This window comes from Terriglobus saanensis SP1PR4 (genome assembly GCF_000179915.2).
GTDB lineage: Bacteria > Acidobacteriota > Terriglobia > Terriglobales > Acidobacteriaceae > Terriglobus > Terriglobus saanensis.
This window is the reverse complement of sequence record NC_014963.1, coordinates 915235-937834: the sequence shown is the minus strand read 5'-3', so window position 1 is coordinate 937834 and position 22600 is coordinate 915235. Positions and strand designations below refer to the sequence as shown.

The following is a 22600-nucleotide window of genomic DNA, read 5'->3' as shown; positions in this document are numbered from 1 at the left end:
CGCTGAAGGAGCAGAGCGCATGTTCAATCGTCCGTGGGCACAGGCAGGCATGGCTTGTCTGCTTGCCGCCGCTTCTGTCGCACAGGCACAGCACGTCCGCGATCCCCGCGCTTCGTTGATCGATGTGCCTGCGCGCCAGGCCGAGCTGCCCTCGACGAAGGATCCCCGTGTCCGCAGTGCCATTGCTGGTTTGGGATCTTGCCTCAGATCTCCGGTGGTCGCCGCTCCCTCTCGTCCGATCGACATTCCGCATCACTATCTCAATGGGTCGCACGGCCCAGTGAACCCAGCGGAAGCGGAAGCCACGCATATCTACGGCCAGTTTGAGAAACGCACCACTGCTGGCATGAACCAGTACCTCGCTACGGGAAGCCACGCGGAGGCAGCCTGCGCACAGCAGCAGATCGACCTCTGGGCAAAGGCTGGCGCCCTCCTCGATTACGATCCGAAGGTGAGTTCTCAGGCCTGGTATCAGGTCGAATGGACGCTTAGCTCAGCAGCTATTACAGAGTCTGTTCTACTCAACGATTCCAAGCTCGATCAAGAGCAGACCGTGCGCGATACCAAGTGGATCAACGCATCGGCCCACAAGATGATCGCCTTCGAAGCGGGCGAAAAGAACAACCACCACTACTGGCGCGCCGTTGCTGCAACCGCTGCAGGCGTGGTCTCTTCCGATGATGCTCTCTTCAAATTCGGCGTAGACACCTTTCAGGAGTCCGTCGCTGCTCTCGACGAGCGCGGAGCCTTCCCTCTGGAGATGGCCCGCCACGAACGCGCAATCCACTATCAGGCCTTCGCTCTGCAACCGCTCATCCCCATCGCTGAGTTTGCCGAACGCCAGGGCATACCACTCTACAACTACTCTCAGAACGGCCATACCATTCGGGACGGCGTGCTCTTCCTCGGCAAAGCCATCGACGATCCATCCATCGTGAAGGTCTACACACCGGACGAACAGATACTGGACTTCGGCAGCAGCGATTATTCTTTCCTTGAGTTCTACGTCCGCCGCTTTGGCGCGAAGAATCTCCCGGCCTCCATCGTCCACGGCCTCTCCACGCCGACGGACGCCACACGCATCGGCGGCAGCACCACCGTTCTCGCCGCAAAGTAGGTCCTATGAAGCGCACACGCTATACCAAGTTCAACGGAGATCTCGCTTCCTCGCTCGGCCTCGAAGATCTGATGGAAGCACTGAGCGACTTCCTGCTCGACTCCGGCTTTCAGGATCCGATGTCGCAGTTCCAGGAACTCGACGGCGATCACAACATGGAGAATCTCCGCGAAGCGATCCGCCAGGTTCTCGAAGACGGCAGCTTTCTCGACATGGAGGCGCAGGAACAGTACGAGGCCATGTCCGAAGAGCAGCGCGAAGAGATGATCGATCAACTCGTCGAGCGCCTCGAGCAAGGCAACTTCATCCAGCAGGAACAAGGCGACCCCTCCGAAACGCAGAGCAGTAGCGGACCCGGAGAAATCCAGCAGCCCGCGCCGCCACAGGGCGAAGCGCGCTTCAACGTCACAGACAAGAGCATGGATTTCCTCAGCTACAAATCCCTGCGCGATCTCCTTGGAGGCATGGGCCGCGCCAACATGGGCCGCCATGATACACGCTACGAAGCCAGTGGCATCGAGTCGAGCGGATCCAGCAAACCCTACGAGTTCGGCGATACGATGAACCTCGACGTCAACGCCACGCTCTCTAGTGCACTGCAGCGCGAAGGCCTGGGCCTTCCACTCAACATCGAATACTCCGATCTTCACATTCACCAGTCGGAGTACCAGTCCTCGTGCGCCACGGTCGTCATGCTCGACTGCTCGCACTCGATGATTCTCTACGGCGAAGACCGTTTCACGCCCGCAAAGCGCGTTGCCATGGCGCTCTCGCACCTCATCCGAACGCAGTTCCCCGGCGACTCCCTTCACCTCGTCCTATTCCATGACTCTGCCGAAGAGATGCCCATCCAGCAGGTCGCGCGCGTCCGCGTGGGCCCGTGGTACACCAACACCCGCGAAGGTCTGCGCGTAGCCCAGCGTATCCTCGCCCGTTCCAATAAAGACATGAAGCAGATCGTGATGATCACGGACGGCAAACCTTCTGCGCTCACCCTGCCCGACGGCCGCATCTACAAAAACGCCTTCGGCCTCGATCCCATTGTGCTCTCCGAAACGCTGGAAGAAGTGGCCCGCTGCAAGCGCGCCAGCATCGTCATCAATACCTTCATGCTCGCGCAGGACTTCGCCCTGATGCAATTCGTTCAAAAGGTCAGCGCCATGTGCCGAGGCAAAGCCTACTTCACCACGCCGGACAAACTTGGCAGCTACCTGCTGATGGACTTCATGAATCGCCGGATGAAGACGATTCACTAGCTCGTGAATACTAGGGTCATGCGGCGATACAACCTCCCTTTCCGATAGAGGTTGTATCGAGACGCATTCCCATCGAACTGGAAATATTAAAGTTATTGTTTACGCCCCAAGTTGCTTAAGCGCTTCTGCAAAGTTGTAGTACTCGTGTAACTCTTTAATCTTATCTCCCCGCATTTCAAAGATGCTGATTCCACGGACAGACATCTTTTTATTGGTCGCTGGAAGTCCTGGAAGATCCCCCGTCTGCGTACCCTTCATGACCCACTGCACTGCGCCGTGATCTTCTGTACTCATGCTGGACACAAATACTTTAGCGAAATCGGGAAAAGCTGCACGAACTTCTTGATAGAAGCTTTCTAACTCGGGCTTCCCCCTCGCGACACTCCCCCTCGCTACATCCTCATAGACACAGTCATCCGTATAGAGCGAAAGAAATTCCCGGGTCACTCCAGGCCTTGACCATAAAGCCAAATAATCTTCGATGACATTACTTAAAACATTTGCAGACATCTTTATTTACCCCCAGCTGCTTTGTGGCGCTCGTTACCGATCACTCACTGTTACAAACTCATGCTTTCGGATTTTCATCCAAGAACACACCTGCTTTTTGGACGCACGTGAGCCCATAAACGGTTTGTGCGCTTGTCTCGAATGTGTTTTCAAATTGGGATAGGAGAACCATATTAAAAGGTGATGACCGTCAAAGCGCTGTAACTTGTCGAAAATTACTTTTTAACATCTCCGCCGATCGCAATGACAACGTAGCGCGCGGGAACATCACCAACATTTTTCAGCGAATGGATCGTGCCCAAGGCGACGTACATCACTCCGCCGGGACCGACACGCTCTACCTTGCCCTCATGCACAAAGACGATCATTCCCTCGCGCACGACGATGAACTCGGAATGTTGGATCGCATGAAGTGGGCTCGGCACGGTGCCGACGGGCTGCATTGTCTCATGCAGATCTACGCTCTCACCTGTCTTCAACTCGCCATGCACGATGCTACGAAACTCCGCTCCATTCGCCATCTTCCTAACGAGAGAAGCGTCAGCCGCAAAGATGCGGGCCTCGCTAAGCGGCGCATTCACCGGGGCATTTTGAGCCGATACACCTCGGCCTATCGAGAGCAAAGCGATACACAACGCGAGAGGGCGCAAATTTGTCATGCGCCATAGTACTGTGCCCCATTCTTTCGCGCTCTTTGCGAAAGGGTGGGGGTCGCGCGGAGCGCACAAACCAGATGTGTAAGGAAACCTAAAACCGAGTGCCCCATGTCCCGCCTTTGGGACATGGGTTATGCGCAAAGCGCATCGTTCGCTCGAAGAGCGACCCTCACAACAGTCTGAAAGACAGATCCCTTCTCTGCGCTACGGGATAACAAACAAGCAACCATTCCTAAACCTGCCTCTCCCGCCAGATCTTATACAGCGCCCAGGCAGCGGCCGTGCAGTTGTCTCTGATCGTTCCATCGAACAAAGCATCTTCGAACTCGCGCACGCTCAAACGCTTCACTTCGAGATCGGTCTCCTCGGCATCGCGATCGTGCTCGCCCTGCACAAGCTCTTCCGCAAGAAAGACATAGTGCTTTTGATTCATGACGCCATACGCGATCCAGTGAAAGCCCAGCAGAGTCATCTTCCCGGCGACCAATCCGGTCTCTTCGCGCAGCTCGCCCCGCGCCAGATCTTCAGGGACGACCTCTTCCTGCTCCCATCCACCTTGCGGGAACTCCATGTAACGTCCACCTACCGTGTAGCGGAACTGTTCGACGAGCCAGAGATACTCCGTCCCATCCGCCTCACGCTCCAATGCCACCACAATGCACGCCGGGTCTTTGTCGACCACGCCGAAGATGCCGCGCTCGCCGTTCGATCGCTCGATCACGTCTTCGCGTACGCGCGTCCACTTGTTCCGGTAAACCTCGCGCGAACTGATCGTCTTGATCATTACTTCTCCGTATCGGGCAGCAACACATCCAGATGCGACGGATGCTTCTTCGAAAAATAGACCGTCTGCGTCTGAGGTGTATAAGCGTCCATGGGTGCCGTCATGATGTTGGGCACGAACGTCTGTGGATTCCGGTCATAGAGCGGGAACCACGACGACTGCACCTGCACCATCATCCGGTGGCCTTTCAGGAAAGTGTGGTCCGCTCCGTGCAGACTCCACGTGTACTCCTTCACCTTGTTCGGTTCAATCGGCGTCGCTGCCTCGAAGGTCTTCCAGTACCGCCCGCGAAATATCTCCTCGACCACCATCGTCTGGTAGCCCGCCATCCCGCCGGGAGCATCGTCCGGATAGACGTCGATCAGCTTCACCACCCAGTCCGCATCGCTTCCAGAGGTCGACGCAAACAGATGCGCCACGATGTCCCCGGTGATCGTCGTGTCCTTGTCCATCGCGTCGGAGGTAAAGTTTGTCAGGTCTTTCCGATCTTTCAGAAAGCCCTGATCGCCCGACAGCCAAGGCCTCCACTTCGACCCTGATCCGTAAGTGCTCTGGATCGGCCGCTCGCGGTACGGAATTGGGTTCGATGGATCGGCGACGTAGTTTGCATGGTCGCGCACATCGCCGCCCGTGGGAGCATCGAAACTTAGCGAATGCCGCACACCAAGGTACAACTTCGCCGGATGAAATCCGACCTTCGGCGGCCATACGTCATACCGCTCCCACTGGTTCACGCCCGTGCGAAAGGTCGCTGTGTCTTTCAGATCGAAGCCAGTGCGGTCCTTGAGAAACTTCTCGAAGAACGTGACCTCGTAGCGCTTGCGATACTCTTCGCCCGTCGCCGATCCGAACTCAAGCGCACCGAGTCGTCGTGCCGATCCAGCCCATCCACCATGGCTCCACGGTCCCAGCACCATATAGACAGAGTGCTCAGGGTCTTTCTTCGTATCGTGCGGTCGCAGCGCAGCATACTCGGCCTGCGTTCCGAACATGTCTTCCTGATCGAACCAGCCGCCGACTTCCAGCACGGGAACTTCAATCGATGTCAGCTTTGGCTGCACCGCCATCTCTTGCCAGAACTTCGTATAAGCGGGTTCGGCAACGAAGCGTTTCGCTGTTGGCAGGTTCTGCGCGTCGGCAGCCTTTGCGGCATTCTCGAAGTTCCCATATCGCAGGAAGTACGCGTACATATCTTCGTCCATCGAAACGGGAACGTCCCTCTTGGAGCGCTCCATCCGCTGCGTATAGTCGAAGCCGTACGTCTCGCGAAACGCTCCGTTATGGAAGAAGTCGTCGCCCATCCAGACGTCCGTCATCGGCGCCTGCGGACTCACCGCCTTCACCGCAGGATGGTGATCCATTCCCGCCATCATCGCCAAAAATCCCGGGTACGACACACCCCATACGCCGACGCGCCCATTGTTATTCGGCAGGTTCTTCACCAGCCAATCCACGGAGTCATATGCGTCCGAGCTTTCATCCACCAGCTTCGGATCGGTACGGTTTCCATAGACATGCACGATGGGCCTGTTCATCACGAACTGGCCTTCGCTCTCGTACCGCCCGCGAATGTCCGCAAAGACAAAGATGTACCCACTCTGTGCCAGTTCGGGCTTCGTCATATTCACCGTCGCCGAGTTGCTGCCCTCTGTGCCATAGCAGGTCCTCTGAAGGAAGATCGGCAACGGTTCTCCGCTATGCTCCGATCCCTCTGGACGCAACACCACGGCATGCAGACGGACACCATCCCGCACAGGCATCATCACTTCCGTACGGGTGTAGTTACGAAAGTGATTCAGCGTCTCCGCAACGTTGGTCGTCCGCGTGTAAAGTTCGGTTGTCAGCTCCGTCCCGCGACGGCCTCCCGTAACACTCACCGCCGTCACCGCACCGGAAGGGTCCCGTATAAACTCGTATTTCGTGCTCGTCGTGGCGAAGTGGTCTTTCCCCTCGGCGTGCATCTGGAAACGCGCCATACGCGCGCTTTCCACGAACAGGCTGTCACCCTCCCGCGAGATGGAGAGCACAACATCCGGATCGCTATTCTCCTTATAGAGTCCGACAAATGCGTCGAGCGGCCGGGACTCCGCCGTAGCGTGCGGGTGATGTGGAGCCTGGCCTCCCATCGCGCTGGGCAGGAAAGCTGCAACCCCAAGCATCAACGCCACTGCTGTCCCAATCCACCGTTGCCGCATCACTTCTCCCTGGCCGACACTCTCGGCTCTTGAGTGCTCTTACAATTCAGCCGCCGCAAACTTCTGCGGCGGCTGAACTCTGCTGCATAAATTCTAGGTCAGGTTCCCTGGGCTCGTCATACATTGGAAACCAACCCGATTGTGAGCCCCATCGCAGAAAGGACGCTTCTCACTGGCGCCACAACGGCAAAGACTCACCGCTGGCTTGCCCGTGAGATCCCACTCCTGCCCGTCGGCATCCACCAGGTGAATCGCACCTTCAACACGCAGTGGCCCGTTCGGACGCACCGTAATCTTTACCGTTTCTTCTGCCATGACACATCCCTCAAAGTGATCGCGCACGGGCTTCCATGCTGCATGCAGCCGCAAAGATTCCCAAATGCCCCGATGAGGCAGAATAGCAGACCTGCTTCCACGCCACGAAGACGCCTTATGTGTCACGCCGAAGCATGCCGAAGACGCACCCGAAGTCCATCCGCCAGCTCCCGCAAGGTCACAAGCCGCTGACGCACTATCGGCGAAATGGCCTGCTCGCTCAGCATCAGATCGCTTTCCAACAGAAGCCCTGTGACATGCGACCGCAGTTCCTCCTCGATCTCCAGGCCTGCCGCTTTTCTTGCCAGCACATACTCCTGCTCCCGCCGCGCCAGGATGCCACAGATCTGCCGAATCAAACGGTCCGCGCCAAGCTCTGCAATGTTCAATTCCAGAGGAACGGCCAGATCGGCACGCTCCCAAAGCGTTTCCATGCTTCCAGGCTGGGTCTGCGCAAGGGCGCTATCCACAAGTACGATCGTGAACGCCTCCCTTCGCAGAACCGCGAGAGCTGACATCCAGTTCCGCGCTACCTGTACTGTGACATCCGCCTCGCGGGAAAGGACGCCAGCCAGATTCTCCGCCCCCTCCATCGCTGTCAAAATCAAAACGCTGTGTACTTCCTGCTTCATAGGCCCATTTTCTCCAAGGCAAATCCAAGTGATACCAATTTTCTTCCACTCCGCAAACGCGGGTGAAAGCACTGCGGTGCGGGAGTTTTACTCCCCGATCCCATACTCTTTCAGCTTGCGATAGAGTGTGGTCTTTCCAATGCCGAGCAGACGGGCCGCCATCAATTTGTCGCCATGCAGCTGCCGTATCGTGCTCAAAATGGCCTGCTTCTCCAATTCGGCGATAGATACGATCTGCCTGTGGCGCGACGCTTCAACCTGCATGGCCATCTCCACGTCCGCTGCTCTCCTGCTGCTCACGCGCCGCTCATCGATCTTTTGCACCGATGGCTTGGAAGTGTGGGTGCTGAAGTTTTGCAGCGGCGATGGCATATCTGCCATGTGCAGGATGGGTCCGCTGGACAGAGCGCAGGCGCGCTCGATGGCGTTTTCCAGTTCGCGAACATTCCCCGGCCATTCGTACTCCGCCATCACGCGCAGCACTTCGTCCGAGAACTTGTAGAGCACACCGTTCTCCTTGCGCATGCGTTCCAGAAAATGCGCCGCCAACAAAGGAATATCCTGCTTACGGCTTCGCAAAGACGGCATACGCACATTCACCACATTCAGGCGGAAGTAGAGGTCTTTGCGAAAGCGCCCCTGCTCCACCATCGCGGAGAGATCACGGTTCGTCGCCGCCACCACGCGTGCCGAAATGGGCACGGCATGCGTCGCGCCCACGGGATGCACCTCCTTCTCCTGCAACGCGCGCAGGAGTTTCGCCTGCAACTCCAGAGAGAGCTCACCCACTTCATCCAGAAAAACCGTCCCGCCCCCTGCCGTCGCGAGCAGTCCATCCCTGCTTCGACTTGCTCCTGTAAACGCCCCTTTGGCATACCCAAAGAGCTCGCTTTCGACCAGCTTCGGCACAAGTGATCCGCAGTCCACAGAAATGAAGGGCCTGCTCGCCTTCGGTCCGTTGGCATGGATCGAACGCGCAACCAGCTCCTTCCCCGTTCCACTCTCACCCATGATCAAGACGGGATGCGAAGAAAACGCCACCTTTGAAACAATGCGATACAGCTTTTGCATCTCGGACGAGTGGCCAACCATGCCGATCATGCCCGTCTGCGTGAGGGTTCGGTCGCGCAACCGCCTGCTGTCACTCTCAAACTGTTTCCGATTCCCAGCGCGCTCCAGCATCACCGTGAGTTCATCCATGGCAAACGGCTTGGTCAGATAATCCTGTGCCCCCGTCCGCATGGCTTCCAGCGCGTTGTTCACCGTGGCGAAGGCCGTCATCACAATCACGGCGGTGTTGGGATATACGGCCGTGACTTCATCCAGAAGGGTCAGCCCGCCATACACCGGCAGCTTCAGGTCCAACAGCAGTACGTCGAATTGCTGCCTGGCCAGTTCGTTCCGTGCCTCCTCCACGGAGCTTGCATCTACAACGCGATACCCCATACTGCGCGCGATCTCGCAACACGCCCGCAATACGGCCGGATCGTCATCTACAACTAACAGCGAAAGTGCTCGTGATGTCTCCGCATCAGCCCCTTCGTTTCGAAGCATGGTTAAGGGCTTTTGAAGTTCGGCCGACTCGTTCATGCTGCTTGCAGTACTGCTCAGATAATTCGTCTGCATTTGGTTCGCCCTCATTACTCTGTTAACTTTCGTGGGCCTAGCTTTTCATCGAACATCTGCCCTATTTCCTGCAAGTCACCAAGTTCCCTATGGAACATTAAATATGACTTACGAAAAAATTCGGCTAAGTCGAAGAAAATAAATCCCTTGATAGCGCACCAAAAAATGAGAAACTCCCCATACCTGACTGCGCCATTTTGGGACGTCAATTGGTTGATTACCTCTGATGAGGTGAATCTACCTTTGATCACGCGAAAAATAAACCCATCCAGGGCCTCTAAAGAGCAAATTCCCAAATCGGGAAACTTTCGAAGCGAAAATTTGTCCCATGTGTAAACTCTGCAAACGATCCCCCACAAGCGCTGCGGCAGGCGTCTTCCTATAATCGGAGAATGACAAACGCTTCAGAGGAACTCTTCCGTCCGGGTGGCCGGACCGCCGCCCAGCTCCGCTCCATCAAACTCACGCCTGACTATGTCGCCACGGCGGAGGGTTCCGTCCTCATTGAAGCGGGCAACACGCGCGTCCTCTGCAACGCTACGATCGAGCCCTCCGTCCCCGGATGGCTGCGCAACTCCGGCAAAGGCTGGGTCACGGCGGAATACTCCATGCTCCCCCGGGCCACCCTCACACGCACCCCACGCGAGAGCGAACGCGGCAAGATCGGCGGTCGCACCCACGAGATCCAGCGCCTCATCGGCCGCAGCCTGCGCTCCGTCGTCGACCTCAAGGCTCTCGGCGAACGCATGATTATCCTCGACTGCGATGTTCTCCAAGCCGACGGCGGCACCCGAACAGCCGCCATCACAGGGGCCTGCGTTGCGCTGGCTATGGCGCTCGATAAACTTGTAGCTGCGGGCACGCTTCCCGTTTCGCCACTGAAACAGCTCGTCGCGGCCACCTCAGTCGGCATCGTAGATGGCAATATTCTCCTCGATCTGGCCTATGAAGAAGACTCCCGCGCCGATGTGGATATGAACGTCGTCATGACGGAAGATGGCGGTCTCGTCGAAGTCCAGGCCACAGCGGAACACAACACCTACACCCGCCCGCAACTCGACGCCCTGCTCGACATCGCCGCCAGCGGTGTCAAGAACCTCCTCGTCCACCAGCGCTCTGTCCTTAAGAAGTAGCCGCTAGAGAGTGTGTTTGCTTGCGCGGCAGAGCTGCGCTAAACACGTCTGCCAACTTGAGCCGTCCCCCGGTGTAATGTTTTCCTTTCACCTGCGTCAGCCTTTGTGAACGCGGCCATCGCGTTCCGAAGGAGAAACAACATGACCACCACAACACGTTGTGAAGACTGCCCCTGCGGCACCGGTTGCATCTGCACGCCAGTCTGTATCTGCAATAAACGCGCCTGATCAGCCATCCAACGGTCAGGAATCTCTGAAAGGGCTTCCTGACCGTTTGCTCTCCCGATGCCAGAACCGTCCTTTAACAGCCAAAGCGAGCAGCGATGTCGGCTGCAAGGAACTTCCAACTTCAGGGCTCTATTTGGAATAAATTGAGGGCTGCGGCAGGTTAGGGTTAGAAGATGGCGACATCGAAGCGCAAACGGGTTTTGTTCCTGGCGGCGTTGGCGGCAAACCGTATCGGCGGAATTGAAAGTTATGCGGCGGAACTGGCACGGCAGTTGGACCGCAAAGGCTGGGACATGACGATCTGCTACCTCACGGAGCCCAAAGGCGCGGTGCGGGAGTTCCTGCTGGAGCCTGGCAATGTAACCCTGGACGTCATGCCGGCGCAGGAGGGGCTGGGGCTCAAAAACACCCTGGAATATATAAAGCTGGTTCTGCGGTATCGTCCGGACGTGCTGCTTTATACGCTGGGCGGACCGGTGCGGCTGTGGCCTTTGCTGGGATCGCTGCTGGGTGTTGGGCGGCGAATCTATTACGACCAGACTTCGAGATCGGCAGCGCGGTACAACTATCGCGCAGACAGCAAGGTGCAGATGCTCATGAAGCCTCTGACTGAGTCCATATGCGCGACGGTTTTCGTGAAGGCATGTTCAGACCGGGAACAGATCGTGCCGGCAGGCAAGAGCCGCGTAATCTACAGCGCCGTGGATAACCATCGAGACCTGGGCGATGCGGCTGCGTTCCGAAAGAAGTATGCCATTCCGGTGGATCGGCGGATCGTCTTGCAGACCAGCTGGCTGGTGCCTGAAAAAGGCATCGACGTAGCGCTAAGGGCAGCGAAGCGGGTGCTGGCCGAGCGGCAGGACCTGCAATTCGTCTTCTGTGGAGACGGGGCTGGACGGGACGAATATGCCGCGATGGCAAACGAATTAGGGATCGCGGACCATGTGACTTGGTGCGGCCAGGTGCAGGATCTTTCCGCAAGCGGAGCATGGCGGGCAGCAGCGATTCAGATTCAATGCTCGCAGTGGCATGAGGCGTTTTGCCTGTCGGTGGCGGAGGGCATGAGCGCAGGATTGCCGGTGGTGGCGGCTCGGATCGGCGGCCTGCCGGAGCTTGTGGAGGATGGGCTGAATGGGTTTGGATTCGAGCCTCAGGATGATGGGGCGCTTGCGGCAGGTATCCTGAAGCTGGCTGGAGATGAGGCTTTGAGGAAAAGAATGGGTGCTGCAGGGCGGGACCGCGCGCTTCAGAACCATGACCTGCCGAAGAATGTGGCGGCGTGGGTGGATGTACTGGTTGTGTAATCGTTGAGAGTGGATGTCTATCGAAAGCCATAAATTGGACCCAGAGATTCCAACGCAGCTGCTCGACCAACGGAAGCAGTTCCTCGGCTTCGTGCAGCGCCGCGTTGCGGATGGTGCATTGGCGGAAGACATTCTGCAAACCGCCTACATTCGCGCTTTGCAACACGGTGGGGAGTTGCGTGCAAACGAGTCCGCAGTTGCCTGGTTCTATCGCATCCTGCGCAACGCGATCATCGATCACTATCGCCGCCGCACCACCGAAAACAAGCTGCTGGAAGCATGGGGACACGCTCTCGAACATCTCCCTGCCAAAGACCCTACTCTTGAGCTCGTCGTCTGCACCTGCATCACAGCAGTGCTCGACCACCTAACGCCCGCATACGCCGAAATCCTCCGGGAAGTGGACCTCGGCAACATCAGCTTGAAAGACTTCGCCACGGCGCACAACATTACTTCAGGAAACGCAGGCGTCCGCGCCTATCGAGCACGTCTGGCACTTCGCCGCGAACTCCTCCGTACCTGCGGCTGCTGCGCCGAACACGGCTGCGTCGATTGCACCTGCCGCCCCGCCTGACCTCCTTGCCACACTCTCTTCTGCAAACAACACTACTTATAAAGTAAGGTTCACTTACTTTATAAGTGACTTCCAACCAAATACTTATTATCGCGGTGTTAGCATGCCGCGGCGGTATAACTGCGGCATGCTAACAAGCTTCGGAGTTACTGCAGACTAACGCTACTGAGCATTGCCTTCTGTAAGATCAGTCGACACGGCCGTAAAATAACCAAAAAGACTCCTGCTTGTGCCGGAGGTAAAGTACACCTCGGCGGCGGGTGCAGCGGCAGAGTCCAGATTAGTTGGGCTGACATTACCCGGACTCAAGCTCCAGAGTCCAGGAACAACGATTGGCCTTCCAGTTGCATCCTCTACCGTACCTAAGAACTCACCAGTTGCTAAGTCATAAGCAGCAATCGTACCGGCCGAAGGTGTAGAGCCTCCACCTCCAAATTGCCCCACAAGCAGAGCGTGGCTGAAACGTCCAAAGTCCAACGGTGCAAGCGTAACGCCCCAAGGTGAATTCAATTGAGAACCGCTCTCAAGACGAGTGAGCAGCCGACCGGAGGAAGTATACACATCAACGTAGCCCAGTCCGGGGCCGCCAGCAGCAACATGCTGACCTTCAACGAGCAAACCGTAAGTTACGACGATATCCGGTCCAATGGCCTGCACGTTAAAGGGTGCGAAGTCTTTAGGAAGCCGCTCATCCACAAACGGCTCATTGCGCTGACGACCGTTCGAGTCATTGAAGTCGTAAGTATGATCGGAGTCCTCATGGAGAGTGACCCTGTGAAAGGAGCTATCGAAAACATCGACGCGCGACTTTGCAAAGTTGGCAACATACAGATACCGCTTGTCTTTAATAAATGAGCTCGTGATTCCCGTGTAAGACGAGCCATCTGAGCTCTTCGAAACCAGGACGGCATTCGTCGAAGGTGCCGCGCCTCCCTGAGAGATGGCGAAGTTTGGATTCCATGCTGCGATCCCGCCATCCAATGTAACAAAGAGAAAAACTGCTGGTGTATTTGGTGCGATGAGAAAATCGGTCGTACTGCCATTGGCAATCGTGCCGGTCGGACTACCTTTTGGGTTCTTCTTCGGATTAACCGAGGGGATTGTTACGGTCAGAGCGTTCTTTGTGCCGTTGCCAGCATAAAGAGTACTCACACCGCTGTCATTGTCAGATACCCACCAATCTCCCGACGATGCACGGCTCAAGCCCCATGCATCGTCAAGATTTGGATCTGTTATCGGCGCTACGCCCGAGGTGTTCGAAACAAGATTTGTCTGGGTGTATCTCTGGGCAGGAGACATAACTCCCAGAGACAGCATGGTTACAGCGCTAACAGCAATATTCACGAGTGACTTCATAACTTCTCCTTGAGTGTTCGCGCACCCACTCATAGAGCAGTCTTGGAGCTTTCCTCCCGGAACAGAGACGATCGCAGAGCCAGCTACAGAGTGAAGAATTCGCGATGCACTGACTACAAGAACAACAAGGCCTCTTCCATATTCCCAGGGGAACACAATTCGCGGTCATTTCGTGTACATCCGCAAGCGCATAAGCTTTGCTTTTTTAACATTACAAAGTGTAAGAAGACACAACTTCACACGAACAAGCAGTAGAAGTTACTGTCTCCACTTATCTAAATGGATGAGCTTTATCAAAAGGGGTCCTGCCGGCTAACTAGTGATTCGAGGCGCCCGGCCTATCGATCTTCCAGATACAGGCTATAACCGTAGAAGCTCGAAGCTTGAGCTTCGAACATCCGTGCTTTGCAGAAGGATGCATCGGACATCCAGCAGGAAGCCGGAAGAACAAAGAACAAACAAAAAGCCCCGGACCGAAGTCCGGGGTTCTCTTTTCAACTCAATCGCAACTAGCGCCCGCGACGACCAGCACCACCACCGCTGCTCGGGCGACGGCTTGGTCCACCCGGACCGCGGTTCCCTTGCGGACGACGTGACGGAACCGAAGTCGGCTCGTGTCCCGTTCCCGAAGGATTGGTGCGCCATGCGCGTGTCTCCATGTGCAGCATGTCGCCGTTCATGTCCACGGGCTTGTTGCGCTCTTCCTTGGCCAGTCCCTTGTCGGCTTCCGCCCACTTGAAGCTGATCTTCAGTTCGCGCTCCAGCTTACGTGCATCGCTGCGCTCCTGTGGCATGACAAACGTGGTCGCAACACCCGACGCACTCGCGCGGCCAGTACGGCCAATGCGATGCACGAAGTCATCCGATCCGTTCGGCAGGTCGTAGTTCACGACGTGCGCGATGTGCTGAATGTCGATACCGCGAGCGGCAACGTCCGTCGCCACCAGGACGCGGCTGCGACCCATTGCAAAGCTCTTCAGAGCAGCGGTACGCTGTGACTGCGAACGATCGCCATGGATGACGTCGGTCTCATGTCCCAGCTTCTCGAGCTTCTTGGCAATACGATCCGCGCCATGCTTCGTGCGCGAAAAGACCAGGTACGATCCAGCGTGCTCACCGAGAAGCTGATCCAGCAGGCTCAGCTTCTGGTCCTGCATGACTGTGAAAGCGCGCAGTTCCACACGCTCGTTCGGCTTCGACGTAGTTCCAATCTGGATACGGATCGGGTTCGAAACGTAGTCGCGAACGATCTCCGTGATGTTGGCATCGAGCGTAGCCGAGTAGCACATCGTCTGACGCGTCTTCGGAAGAGCGCCCACAATGCGGCGGATCGCGGGCAGGAAGCCCATGTCCAGCATGCGGTCGACTTCGTCCAGGACGAGCATCTCGACGTTGTTCAGGTTGATCTCGCGACGCTTGAGGTAATCCTCAAGACGGCCGGGAGTCGCGACAACGAGACGCGGTCCGCGACGGAGAGCATCCAACTGTGCGCCTTCGCTCAGACCACCGCAGACGAGCACGGAATCCTGCTTGGCATTCGGAACGATCTTCGCGTACGCATCGAGAACCTGCATCGCAAGCTCACGCGTAGGCAGAAGGATCAAAGCGCGAATCGGTGCGCGGGGTCCACGGGGAGGAGGATTGTTGCGTCCACCGCGCTGACGGCCGTACTGGGGAGGCTGGGGCGCCTGCTCCTGCGCAACCTGCTGTACCAACGCCGCCAGAGGATTCGCATCCATCCGCTCGATCATCGGGATCAGGAAAGAAAGGGTCTTGCCCGTTCCGGTTGCTGCAGTCGCCAGAACATCGCGGCCTTCCAGCGCCGGAGGGATGGCCTTCGCCTGCACCGGCGTCGGATTCACAAAGTTGTTGGCAGCAAGACGCTGCTTCAGCTTCTCTGAAATATTGAAATCGTTGAATTGAACTTCGGTCGCTACGGGAGGAGTGGTGGTCTTTACTTCAACTGCCTTGGGCTCTGCCGTCGGCTCAGTGGTGCCTTCAAAAACTGGATTCAAAGTATGGGTTTCCTATGTGGTGATACGGGGCAACGCGTCCGTCTCTCGAACTGCATCTGCCTGCCAGTCATCGTCATTCGGTTTGCAGAGTGTGTCGCGAGTCGCTGGCTTGATTCGCACACCATGGATTGCATCTTGTTTCAGCTAGGGCCATCTCACCTTGAGATGAATCATGCTGCTGCACGGCGAGGTCCATAAAAACATAAGGGCCATCAAAGCCAGAGCAACCAACGCATTTGAAAGCCGCAGTTGGGACGGGACCGTTTCAGTCTCTGGCCAACCCCAATCCACTCAGGGCCGTTCCCGAAACACCCGGGGCGATTGCTCGCCACTAGAGATACTTTAGCACATGGCTCGCAAATCTATGCAGAAAAATCTCATTCTGCATCAGCGCCTGGACTGCTTCCCGCGCAGCTTGCGCAGGGTCTGCGCGGGAAGCAGGAAGAGATTCGCCAGGACACTCGCCTTCGCTCCAGCCCACTGCCATCTCCGCGCCAGCGGCAGCGGCAAATGCAGCACCGGCCACACCAGCAACCAGAAGCGTGGGTTTCCCGCAAAAGATCTTCGCAGCACTTCCCCTGTTTCGCTCAGTCCATATCGATCGCCGACATCTCCTGTTCGCATCTGCAGCAGCGTCTCCGGAAACCACTGCCGCAGCGTGTAGTTCACAAAGACCTGCGCCACGCGCGGATGCCGTGGCATCAACCGGTGCACCAGCGTCGCAAAGCGTTCGCCGAAGACCTCCGCCAAGCCATATCCGCCGGAGTTCATCTCGCGGCCCGAAACCCACTTCTGCCACAGAACGAGACTCTGGCGATGCTGGTCCAGCAGCGGCAGCGTCCAGCTCAACTGCGTCAGGTTCGTTCCCAGGAAAGCCTCGGGAGCTTCGGCTTCAAGCTGCAAAAAGCGTTCGCGGTTGCTAATGATGCCCGTGATGAACGTCACCATCACATTCATCATCACGGCCAGCGTTCGCGCGGACGTCACAATCTCCGCCTCGCGCCCGTACGCATCGCCTTTGTATTCGACGCGCCAGTCTTTGGAGAACGCCTCGGCGGAGAGATAGACAAAGTCATACTCCGCTCCACGCAGGTGCCCCAGTACACTCGCAATCGCACCCGGCCGCAGGACGTCATCGTCTCCGCAAAGCCAGAAGTATTTTCCCCGCGCCGCGCGAAAGCAGAAGACGAAGTTTGCATCCGAACCGATATTCTCTGCCTGCCGCACAGAGCGCAGCCGCGCTCCCGCATCGATCGCCGCCTGCACCACCGCAGGTGTCTCGTCCGGAGAGCAGTTATCCGAGATGAGAAGCTCTACGTCGTCCACACCTTCGAGTTGCGGCAACAGCTCAGCAAGGAACTCGCGGAGATACTCCGCGCGTTGGTAGGTGGGGACAGCGATCGTGAGCAGAGGTTGCTTCTCAGGCATGCCACAGCCGCCGGTACTTCACAAAGGTGTACGAACCCATACCAATGCCTATGAGGAGCGTCGCTGTCAGATGTCCCGCCGTCATGCCCGTCGGCCCATACCAGCGCCCAAGCGTCAGCGTCGACGTAGCCACCACAATCCCACCCAGAACGGAGTTGAGCAGGAACTTCTCCTGCTTATGCGCACGCAGATAGAGCGCCATCGACGACACCGTAAGGTTCAGACACATCGTCGCGAGCAGCAGTGCAAACGGCAGCGGCGAAAGAAGCCTCTGCGCAAACTTCACATGCTCGTACCCCATCAGGACGACCAGCGACCACGCCACCACCGATCCACTCACGCACAGCAACATCGTCTGCGCTACGGAACGAAAGAAGAGCCGGTCCAACGCGCCGTACTCGCGCCGCGCGATCATCGTCCCAAACATCGCCGCCTTCGTATTGATCCACGCCACGGCCACCGCCGCCAACGCATTCGAGATGTTCAACGACATCCCCATCTGCCCGGCGACCACCGGTCCATAGAAGCGCAGCAGCACCGGGTTGAAGAGTTGAAAGATCAGGAAGCCCGAGGCGTACGAAATCGCGACCCTCCACTGAAACGGCCACACCTCGGTGCCCCAATGGATCGCATGTTCCCCCACGGTCATGCGCAGCAGGCCAACCAGCAACTTGCGACGCGTCCAAAGGAAATACGCCCCGGCAATCGCCTGCCCGGTGATCAACATGGAAGGCGCAAACAGCCCTCGGTGCAGGAGGAGTGCAGCCCACGCCAGCGACGATCCCAGGATCGACTGCGTAAACCGCGTCCGCGCCACGCGGCTGACCATCCCACAACCTTCGAGGAATGAAAAGATGGGATCAATCTGAAACGTAAAACAAGACGCCAGTACGACCGCAATCCAGGGACCGCGCCACGCCGTATCGCCCGCTCCGGGACTTCCGACGAAAAAGCGCCAGCCTACCGGCAACAGAACGCAGCCCATCAGAACCGCCGCCAGGGTGTACCACTTCACCGCTTTTTGCAGAACGGAGGCGAGCCTCTGCCGCGCGCGCAGATCGCCGAGCACGCGTCCATCGTCCAGAATCTGCAATTGTGCAGTCTCATGCGTAGCCATCTGCAGAACCACAACAGAAAAGCCAAGCTCAAAGACAATCTGCAACGCGACCAGTGACCCAAAGGTGTAATAAAAGCCCTGCTGGGCCCGTGTGAGTGTATGCGCGATCAGCGCGACCGTAATCAAACCCGCCGACGAAGACCAGCCACGCGCCAGGATCGTGTAGCCAATGGCGCGGTCGATTCCCGCTCGCTTGACCGTACGCCGCCACAGCGAAGGCCTCAGCCCAAGACCACCCAGGGGCAGACCGTCCGCCACAGGCGTCAGGTCAGACACCATCGCCGCTTCCTCATCCATCCGCACGAGATCTCTTCCCGTTTTCTCTGGCATTTCTCTCGTCGGCACGAAGGAGAAAGCCCCTCGGCATGGCCTCCAGTCTACCAGTCCACATGCGAAATTCGCAGCAACGCGGCTACGCCAGAACGTATCCTAAATCCATGCAACCGCCGCTCCTGATCGCAGTCATCGTGCTCTACCAGCGACAGCCCCAGGAGAGTGAGGCCTTCGTTTCCCTCTCCTCTCTTCTGCAGCAGGAACCGGGCCTGCGCGAACAGATCCACGTCCTCCTCTACGACAATTCGCCCGAACCTCATACGGTCCCCCCCGCCTCCTTTCCACTGACATATCACTCCGACCCCTCCAACCGCGGCCTGGCCCCTGCATATAACGCGGCTTTGGACCTCGCACACCAGCAGGGCGCTCCCTGGCTTCTTCTTCTCGATCACGACACGGAACTCACCCCCGCCTATTTCCACGAGGCCCTTGCCTTCCTGGAGAACACCGCTCCCCTGCATCCGAAGATCGCTCTTGCAGTCCCGCGTCTCGTTCAGGGAACGAAGGTCCACTCACCAAGCCTGCTCCCTCGCGTGCGCCACAAGCCTGTTCCACCCACGCTGACAGGCATAGCAAAACAGGAGATCAGCGCCTTCAACTCGGGCCTTCTCCTCCGCGCTTCTGCCATTGAAGCCGTCGGCGGATTCCCCCTGCGCTACAGCATGGAATTCCTCGACCACGCCCTTCTGGCCATGCTGCAGAGCAATGGCGGCCGCGTCTGGCTGCTGGGCTCTGCACTGCCCCATGCACTCTCCACTACCTCCCTGGGGACCGGCATCAGCCGTGATCGCTATCTTCTTATGCTGCAGGCGGAGAGTACCTTCCACCAGGAGTTCAGCGACCCCATGACGCGGTTCTGGTATCGACTCCGTTGTCTGCGCCAGGCCGCAGTCCACGCGCTGCGCTTTTCTGATAAAAAATTTGCATTCCTCGATCTCCGCGCGGCCTTCGGTCTGCTCTAGCCACGCAAAAACATCGTCCGGACCAACTTCGGTAGCATCGAATACCTATGCGGATTTCACTCCTTGCACTCGTTCTCGCCGCTACGCTCACCGCACAAGCGCCGTCCCAAACATTCAAAGCCCCACCGCTCACCGTCCTCAGAAACATGCGCCTCATCGACGGCAGCGGTGGACCCGCGCGCGATCACGTCACCCTCGTCCTCTCCGGTGGCCGCATTCAACAGATCTGCGATGAGGCTCACCTCTGTGCCACGCCCGCCACAGCCGTCGGCATGGATCTCGCTGGCAAGACCGTCATGCCCGGTCTTATCAATGCCCACGGGCATCTGGCGCTGCTCAACGCGGAGTCGAACTTCGACTCCGCGCAGTACACCGAGAGGAACGTCCTCCGCCAGCTCGAACAGTACGAGCGCTACGGTGTCACCACCATGACCTCGCTCGGTTTGAATAAAGACCTGGTCTACTCCGTGCGCGCGCATCAGCACACCGGGCAGTTCGACGGAGCCACGCTCCTCACCGCAGGCCGAGGTATCGGCGTTCCCGATGGCTTTCCTCCCATGAATGGTTCATCGGATCAGCTCTACCGACCCACCACCCCGGAAGAGGCCCGCCACGCCGTCGACGAGAGCGTCGCAAACCACGCCGATCTCATCAAGATCTGGATCGACTCCAACCACAACAAATTTCCCGAAATGTCCGACGCGGTCGTCCATACCGTGATCTCCGAGGCCCACAAAAACCACCTCAGCGTCGCCGCTCACGTCTACGCTCTGGAAGACGCGCGCCGCGTCGTTAACATGGGCGTCGATATCCTCGCGCATTCTGTCCGCGACAAGGAAGTCGACGACAGTTTCATCAAGCTTCTCAAGCGGAAACACATCTGGTACTTCCCTACGCTCACCGTGGATGAGAGCTTCTTTGTCTTCGCCGATCACCCTGAACTCACGCAGTCACCGTTCTTCCGCGATGCCATCCCCGCAGAGACCCTCGCTCGACTCAACAGCAGTGAGTACCGCGAAAAGACCCTCTCCGACCTGTCCACGGCAGTGCATCGTCAGGATCTCGCCATGGCCTCACGCAATGTAAAGAAGCTTTACGATGCAGGCGTCCAGATCGGCTTCGGCACAGACTCCGGAGCGATGCTCGGACGCGTTCCCGGCTACTCCGAACACCGCGAACTGCAGCTACTCGTCGCCGCGGGCCTCGCGCCCCTGCAAGCCATCTCCACCGCCACAAGCCACAACGGGCTTGCCCTCCATTTAGGCAATAAAGGCCTCGTCTCCGAAGGCGAGATTGCCGATCTCATCATCGTCGATGGCGATCCCTCCACGACCATCTCCGATACCACCCACATCGTCGCCGTCTTTCATAATGGCGTCCGTCTCCAGCACGTTGAATCCGCTCAGTAACTAACCTAAAAAAGAAAGCCCCGGCAAAAATGCCGGGGCTTTGCTCTTGCGCAAAGCGCGTATCGCCATCTGCGTAGGACTAGATGTGGCAGCTGACCATGCCGCGCTTTTCCAGGTAGCGCTGGTGATACTCCTCTGCACGCCAGAACGTCTGCGCTTCTTCCACCTTGGTTGCGATCGGCTGGCGGTAAACACCCTCCGCGTTCAACTCGCGAATCTTGCTCCGCGCCTCTTCCGCCTGTGCCTCATTGTGGGCAAAGATCGCCGAACGATACTGCGTTCCCCAATCGGGTCCCTGCCGGTTCAACTGGGTCGGATCATGAAGAAGGAAAAAGGTGTCCAGTAACGTCTCAAACGTCACGCGGGTTGGATCGTATGTCACTTCCACAACCTCGGCGTGGCCCGTGGTATCGGTACAGACATCTTTATATGTAGGCCTTTCCAGCTCGCCGCCCTCGTATCCTACTGCTGTCTCCAGAACTCCAGGAAGCTCCTGAAACTTTGCTTCCACACCCCAAAAGCACCCTGCACCAAACGTCGCCTTCTCTATTGCCACGGAAATATTCTCCTTGCCTGCTGTCTGCCGCGGGATCCGCAGCCACAGGTATTGGATGCTAATCACCCTACGTTTGTCATCAGGTGAGGCAACGCCATTCTCATCCCGAAGAATTTCAGGGAGCGAAACTTTTCTTATTGAGACCAATTATTCATCTGACCTTCACACACGGCGGAGGCTTTGGTGTCACTCTAGTGGTGTCGAGTGATCGACCACCTCGCGCCGTAAGGAGCATAGGTATGTACGAACTTCACCTTTTTGTTCTGGCAGTGCAGAAGTGCCTGGCATGGCTACCGACCGCTTTTGTCGTTTTCGGTGTCTCCGTGCTCACAGCGTATGCCTTTACCTACACCAACAAACAGCTTGCCCAGGGTCCCAACGGCGAAGCGACTTCAGGAAGCAGCCAGTCCTGGCATCACAGCCATCGCGTTCGCGATTTCGTGATTGGCGTCACGGGAATGTGCGTCCTCGCCGCTGCCGCTCACTAAGAAGCGGTGTCCGCGAAGTCACCGGGGGCCTTGCGAAGGCCAGCACTCGTAGTTCTTGGCGTATAACCCTTTTGTCGCTGCCTACCGACTGCCTCTTTGTCATCCCGAAGCGAAGGGATCTGCTTTTAGATTTAGGACAACCGTCCTGGAATCGGGCGGTTACGTTCGTGCGACTCTTCAAGCGCTTGTTGCCTGATAAGCTGTTCGCATTGCTTCCAATGCAGGAAACCTCCATGCAGAAAACTGTCGCCCGGATAGTTCCCGTCTTTCTCATCTCTGGCCTATCGGTTCAAAGCGCAAGCGCATCCACCGGCCACACAAATATGAAGCCTGCAAGGCTCGAGCTTCAGCGCGACAGTTCTCCGACTGACATCGCGACGCAGATCGAAGAGAAAGACCGTAGCGTCGCTGCAGGGCCAACCACGGTGAGCTACGCCGAGGTCAAGAGCGCTATCGAAGATCCGAGCGGCCAGGCGAATCCCGGCAGTAGCCAGAATCCACCTCAGCATCATCGTCATCTGGTGCGCAATGTCTTGATTATATTCGGAGCTTGCTTCGTATTTGCCCTCGTAGCTGCGGTTGCCTCCAAATGAGGGTGATCCTACT

At 57.6% G+C, this 22600-nt stretch carries 21 protein-coding genes; 9 read left to right on the top strand and 12 right to left on the bottom strand.

Annotated elements, in window-relative coordinates; all coding sequences use genetic code 11:
* Window positions 1–19: 19 nt before the first annotated feature.
* On the top strand, window positions 20–1117 hold the full coding sequence (locus tag ACIPR4_RS03945; RefSeq protein WP_013567354.1) for an alginate lyase family protein: 1098 nt from the start codon (window positions 20–22) through the stop codon (window positions 1115–1117).
* Window positions 1118–1122: 5 nt separating this feature from the next.
* Complete coding sequence (locus ACIPR4_RS03940; RefSeq protein ID WP_013567353.1) at window positions 1123–2373, top strand: vWA domain-containing protein; 1251 nt, start codon at window positions 1123–1125, stop codon at window positions 2371–2373.
* A 99-nt stretch (window positions 2374–2472) separates the two neighbouring features.
* Here the strand turns inward: ACIPR4_RS03940 and ACIPR4_RS03935 are convergent, their stop codons facing one another.
* The 7 genes from ACIPR4_RS03935 to ACIPR4_RS03910 form a co-directional block, all read right to left on the bottom strand.
* On the bottom strand, window positions 2473–2883 hold the full coding sequence (locus ACIPR4_RS03935; protein ID WP_013567352.1) for an ester cyclase: 411 nt from the start codon (window positions 2881–2883) through the stop codon (window positions 2473–2475).
* Between the two features lie 215 nt (window positions 2884–3098).
* On the bottom strand, window positions 3099–3404 hold the full coding sequence (locus ACIPR4_RS03930) for a cupin domain-containing protein (RefSeq protein ID WP_245536447.1): 306 nt from the start codon (window positions 3402–3404) through the stop codon (window positions 3099–3101).
* A gap of 367 nt (window positions 3405–3771) precedes the next feature.
* Window positions 3772–4323 (bottom strand): NUDIX domain-containing protein, encoded by a 552-nt coding sequence (locus tag ACIPR4_RS03925; protein WP_013567350.1) that lies wholly within the window; start codon window positions 4321–4323, stop codon window positions 3772–3774.
* Window positions 4323–6518: a CocE/NonD family hydrolase gene (locus ACIPR4_RS03920; protein ID WP_013567349.1), complete on the bottom strand. Its 2196-nt coding sequence runs from the start codon at window positions 6516–6518 to the stop codon at window positions 4323–4325. The genes ACIPR4_RS03925 and ACIPR4_RS03920 overlap by 1 nt, the downstream gene beginning before the upstream one ends.
* 93 nt (window positions 6519–6611) lie before the next feature.
* Window positions 6612–6833, bottom strand: coding sequence for a CDGSH iron-sulfur domain-containing protein (locus tag ACIPR4_RS22040; protein WP_013567348.1), 222 nt, complete (start codon window positions 6831–6833; stop codon window positions 6612–6614).
* 122 nt (window positions 6834–6955) lie between these two features.
* Window positions 6956–7465, bottom strand: a complete 510-nt coding sequence (locus tag ACIPR4_RS03915) for a hypothetical protein (protein ID WP_013567347.1) — start codon at window positions 7463–7465, stop codon at window positions 6956–6958.
* Between the two features lie 87 nt (window positions 7466–7552).
* Entirely contained in the window at window positions 7553–9019 is a 1467-nt protein-coding gene (locus ACIPR4_RS03910; protein ID WP_041586400.1) for a sigma-54-dependent transcriptional regulator, read from the bottom strand.
* Between the two features lie 464 nt (window positions 9020–9483).
* On the opposite strand from ACIPR4_RS03910, the gene rph reads away from it, so the two are divergent.
* From rph to ACIPR4_RS03885, 3 genes are all read left to right on the top strand, one after another.
* Window positions 9484–10224: a ribonuclease PH gene (gene rph / locus ACIPR4_RS03900; protein WP_013567345.1), complete on the top strand. Its 741-nt coding sequence runs from the start codon at window positions 9484–9486 to the stop codon at window positions 10222–10224.
* Window positions 10225–10625: 401 nt separating this feature from the next.
* Window positions 10626–11756 carry a glycosyltransferase family 4 protein gene (locus ACIPR4_RS21425; protein WP_013567344.1) on the top strand — a complete coding sequence of 377 codons (1131 nt, stop codon included), beginning with the start codon at window positions 10626–10628 and terminating at the stop codon, window positions 11754–11756.
* A gap of 13 nt (window positions 11757–11769) precedes the next feature.
* On the top strand, window positions 11770–12330 hold the full coding sequence (locus ACIPR4_RS03885) for an RNA polymerase sigma factor (RefSeq protein ID WP_013567343.1): 561 nt from the start codon (window positions 11770–11772) through the stop codon (window positions 12328–12330).
* A 162-nt stretch (window positions 12331–12492) separates the two neighbouring features.
* Here the strand turns inward: ACIPR4_RS03885 and ACIPR4_RS03880 are convergent, their stop codons facing one another.
* The 4 genes from ACIPR4_RS03880 to ACIPR4_RS03865 form a co-directional block, all read right to left on the bottom strand.
* The gene (locus ACIPR4_RS03880) at window positions 12493–13686 is read right to left on the bottom strand and encodes a TIGR03118 family protein (RefSeq protein ID WP_013567342.1); all 1194 of its coding nucleotides are present in this window, start codon (window positions 13684–13686) and stop codon (window positions 12493–12495) included.
* 509 nt (window positions 13687–14195) lie between these two features.
* Window positions 14196–15701, bottom strand: a complete 1506-nt coding sequence (locus ACIPR4_RS03875) for a DEAD/DEAH box helicase (RefSeq protein ID WP_013567341.1) — start codon at window positions 15699–15701, stop codon at window positions 14196–14198.
* A 387-nt stretch (window positions 15702–16088) separates the two neighbouring features.
* The gene (locus tag ACIPR4_RS03870) at window positions 16089–17129 is read right to left on the bottom strand and encodes a glycosyltransferase family 2 protein (RefSeq protein ID WP_013567340.1); all 1041 of its coding nucleotides are present in this window, start codon (window positions 17127–17129) and stop codon (window positions 16089–16091) included.
* Window positions 17122–18576 carry a lipopolysaccharide biosynthesis protein gene (locus ACIPR4_RS03865; RefSeq protein ID WP_245536446.1) on the bottom strand — a complete coding sequence of 485 codons (1455 nt, stop codon included), beginning with the start codon at window positions 18574–18576 and terminating at the stop codon, window positions 17122–17124. The genes ACIPR4_RS03870 and ACIPR4_RS03865 overlap by 8 nt, the downstream gene beginning before the upstream one ends.
* A 35-nt stretch (window positions 18577–18611) precedes the next feature.
* Between ACIPR4_RS03865 and ACIPR4_RS03860 the strand changes: the two genes are divergently transcribed.
* Entirely contained in the window at window positions 18612–19541 is a 930-nt protein-coding gene (locus ACIPR4_RS03860; protein ID WP_013567338.1) for a glycosyltransferase, read from the top strand.
* 47 nt (window positions 19542–19588) lie between these two features.
* A complete protein-coding gene (locus tag ACIPR4_RS03855) occupies window positions 19589–20950 on the top strand; it encodes an amidohydrolase family protein (protein WP_013567337.1) in 1362 nt (453 codons plus the stop codon).
* Window positions 20951–21029: 79 nt separating this feature from the next.
* On the opposite strand, the gene msrA is transcribed toward ACIPR4_RS03855, so the two are convergent.
* Window positions 21030–21506, bottom strand: coding sequence for a peptide-methionine (S)-S-oxide reductase MsrA (gene msrA, locus ACIPR4_RS03850; RefSeq protein WP_013567336.1), 477 nt, complete (start codon window positions 21504–21506; stop codon window positions 21030–21032).
* Between the two features lie 239 nt (window positions 21507–21745).
* Here msrA and ACIPR4_RS03845 point away from each other — a divergent pair, with 239 nt between their 5' ends.
* Both ACIPR4_RS03845 and ACIPR4_RS03840 read left to right on the top strand, forming a co-directional pair.
* Window positions 21746–21994 (top strand): hypothetical protein, encoded by a 249-nt coding sequence (locus ACIPR4_RS03845; RefSeq protein ID WP_013567335.1) that lies wholly within the window; start codon window positions 21746–21748, stop codon window positions 21992–21994.
* 233 nt (window positions 21995–22227) lie between these two features.
* Window positions 22228–22587, top strand: a complete 360-nt coding sequence (locus ACIPR4_RS03840; protein WP_013567334.1) for a hypothetical protein — start codon at window positions 22228–22230, stop codon at window positions 22585–22587.
* The last annotated feature ends 13 nt before the right edge of the window (window positions 22588–22600 follow it).

What these genes read in the sequence shown, in the direction of transcription:
- ACIPR4_RS03945 (WP_013567354.1), top strand. Translation starts at nt 20, where the DNA reads ATGTTCAATCGTCCGTGGGCACAGGCAGGCATGGCTTGTCTGCTTGCC.
- ACIPR4_RS03940 (WP_013567353.1), top strand. Translation starts at nt 1,123, where the DNA reads ATGAAGCGCACACGCTATACCAAGTTCAACGGAGATCTCGCTTCCTCG.
- ACIPR4_RS03935 (WP_013567352.1), bottom strand. Translation starts at nt 2,883, where the DNA reads ATGTCTGCAAATGTTTTAAGTAATGTCATCGAAGATTATTTGGCTTTA.
- ACIPR4_RS03930 (WP_245536447.1), bottom strand. Translation starts at nt 3,404, where the DNA reads ATGGCGAATGGAGCGGAGTTTCGTAGCATCGTGCATGGCGAGTTGAAG.
- ACIPR4_RS03925 (WP_013567350.1), bottom strand. Translation starts at nt 4,323, where the DNA reads ATGATCAAGACGATCAGTTCGCGCGAGGTTTACCGGAACAAGTGGACG.
- ACIPR4_RS03920 (WP_013567349.1), bottom strand. Translation starts at nt 6,518, where the DNA reads ATGCGGCAACGGTGGATTGGGACAGCAGTGGCGTTGATGCTTGGGGTT.
- ACIPR4_RS22040 (WP_013567348.1), bottom strand. Translation starts at nt 6,833, where the DNA reads ATGGCAGAAGAAACGGTAAAGATTACGGTGCGTCCGAACGGGCCACTG.
- ACIPR4_RS03915 (WP_013567347.1), bottom strand. Translation starts at nt 7,465, where the DNA reads ATGAAGCAGGAAGTACACAGCGTTTTGATTTTGACAGCGATGGAGGGG.
- ACIPR4_RS03910 (WP_041586400.1), bottom strand. Translation starts at nt 9,019, where the DNA reads ATGCTTCGAAACGAAGGGGCTGATGCGGAGACATCACGAGCACTTTCG.
- rph (WP_013567345.1), top strand. Translation starts at nt 9,484, where the DNA reads ATGACAAACGCTTCAGAGGAACTCTTCCGTCCGGGTGGCCGGACCGCC.
- ACIPR4_RS21425 (WP_013567344.1), top strand. Translation starts at nt 10,626, where the DNA reads ATGGCGACATCGAAGCGCAAACGGGTTTTGTTCCTGGCGGCGTTGGCG.
- ACIPR4_RS03885 (WP_013567343.1), top strand. Translation starts at nt 11,770, where the DNA reads ATGTCTATCGAAAGCCATAAATTGGACCCAGAGATTCCAACGCAGCTG.
- ACIPR4_RS03880 (WP_013567342.1), bottom strand. Translation starts at nt 13,686, where the DNA reads ATGAAGTCACTCGTGAATATTGCTGTTAGCGCTGTAACCATGCTGTCT.
- ACIPR4_RS03870 (WP_013567340.1), bottom strand. Translation starts at nt 17,129, where the DNA reads ATGCCTGAGAAGCAACCTCTGCTCACGATCGCTGTCCCCACCTACCAA.
- ACIPR4_RS03865 (WP_245536446.1), bottom strand. Translation starts at nt 18,576, where the DNA reads ATGCCAGAGAAAACGGGAAGAGATCTCGTGCGGATGGATGAGGAAGCG.
- ACIPR4_RS03860 (WP_013567338.1), top strand. Translation starts at nt 18,612, where the DNA reads ATGGCCTCCAGTCTACCAGTCCACATGCGAAATTCGCAGCAACGCGGC.
- ACIPR4_RS03855 (WP_013567337.1), top strand. Translation starts at nt 19,589, where the DNA reads ATGCGGATTTCACTCCTTGCACTCGTTCTCGCCGCTACGCTCACCGCA.
- ACIPR4_RS03845 (WP_013567335.1), top strand. Translation starts at nt 21,746, where the DNA reads ATGTACGAACTTCACCTTTTTGTTCTGGCAGTGCAGAAGTGCCTGGCA.
- ACIPR4_RS03840 (WP_013567334.1), top strand. Translation starts at nt 22,228, where the DNA reads ATGCAGAAAACTGTCGCCCGGATAGTTCCCGTCTTTCTCATCTCTGGC.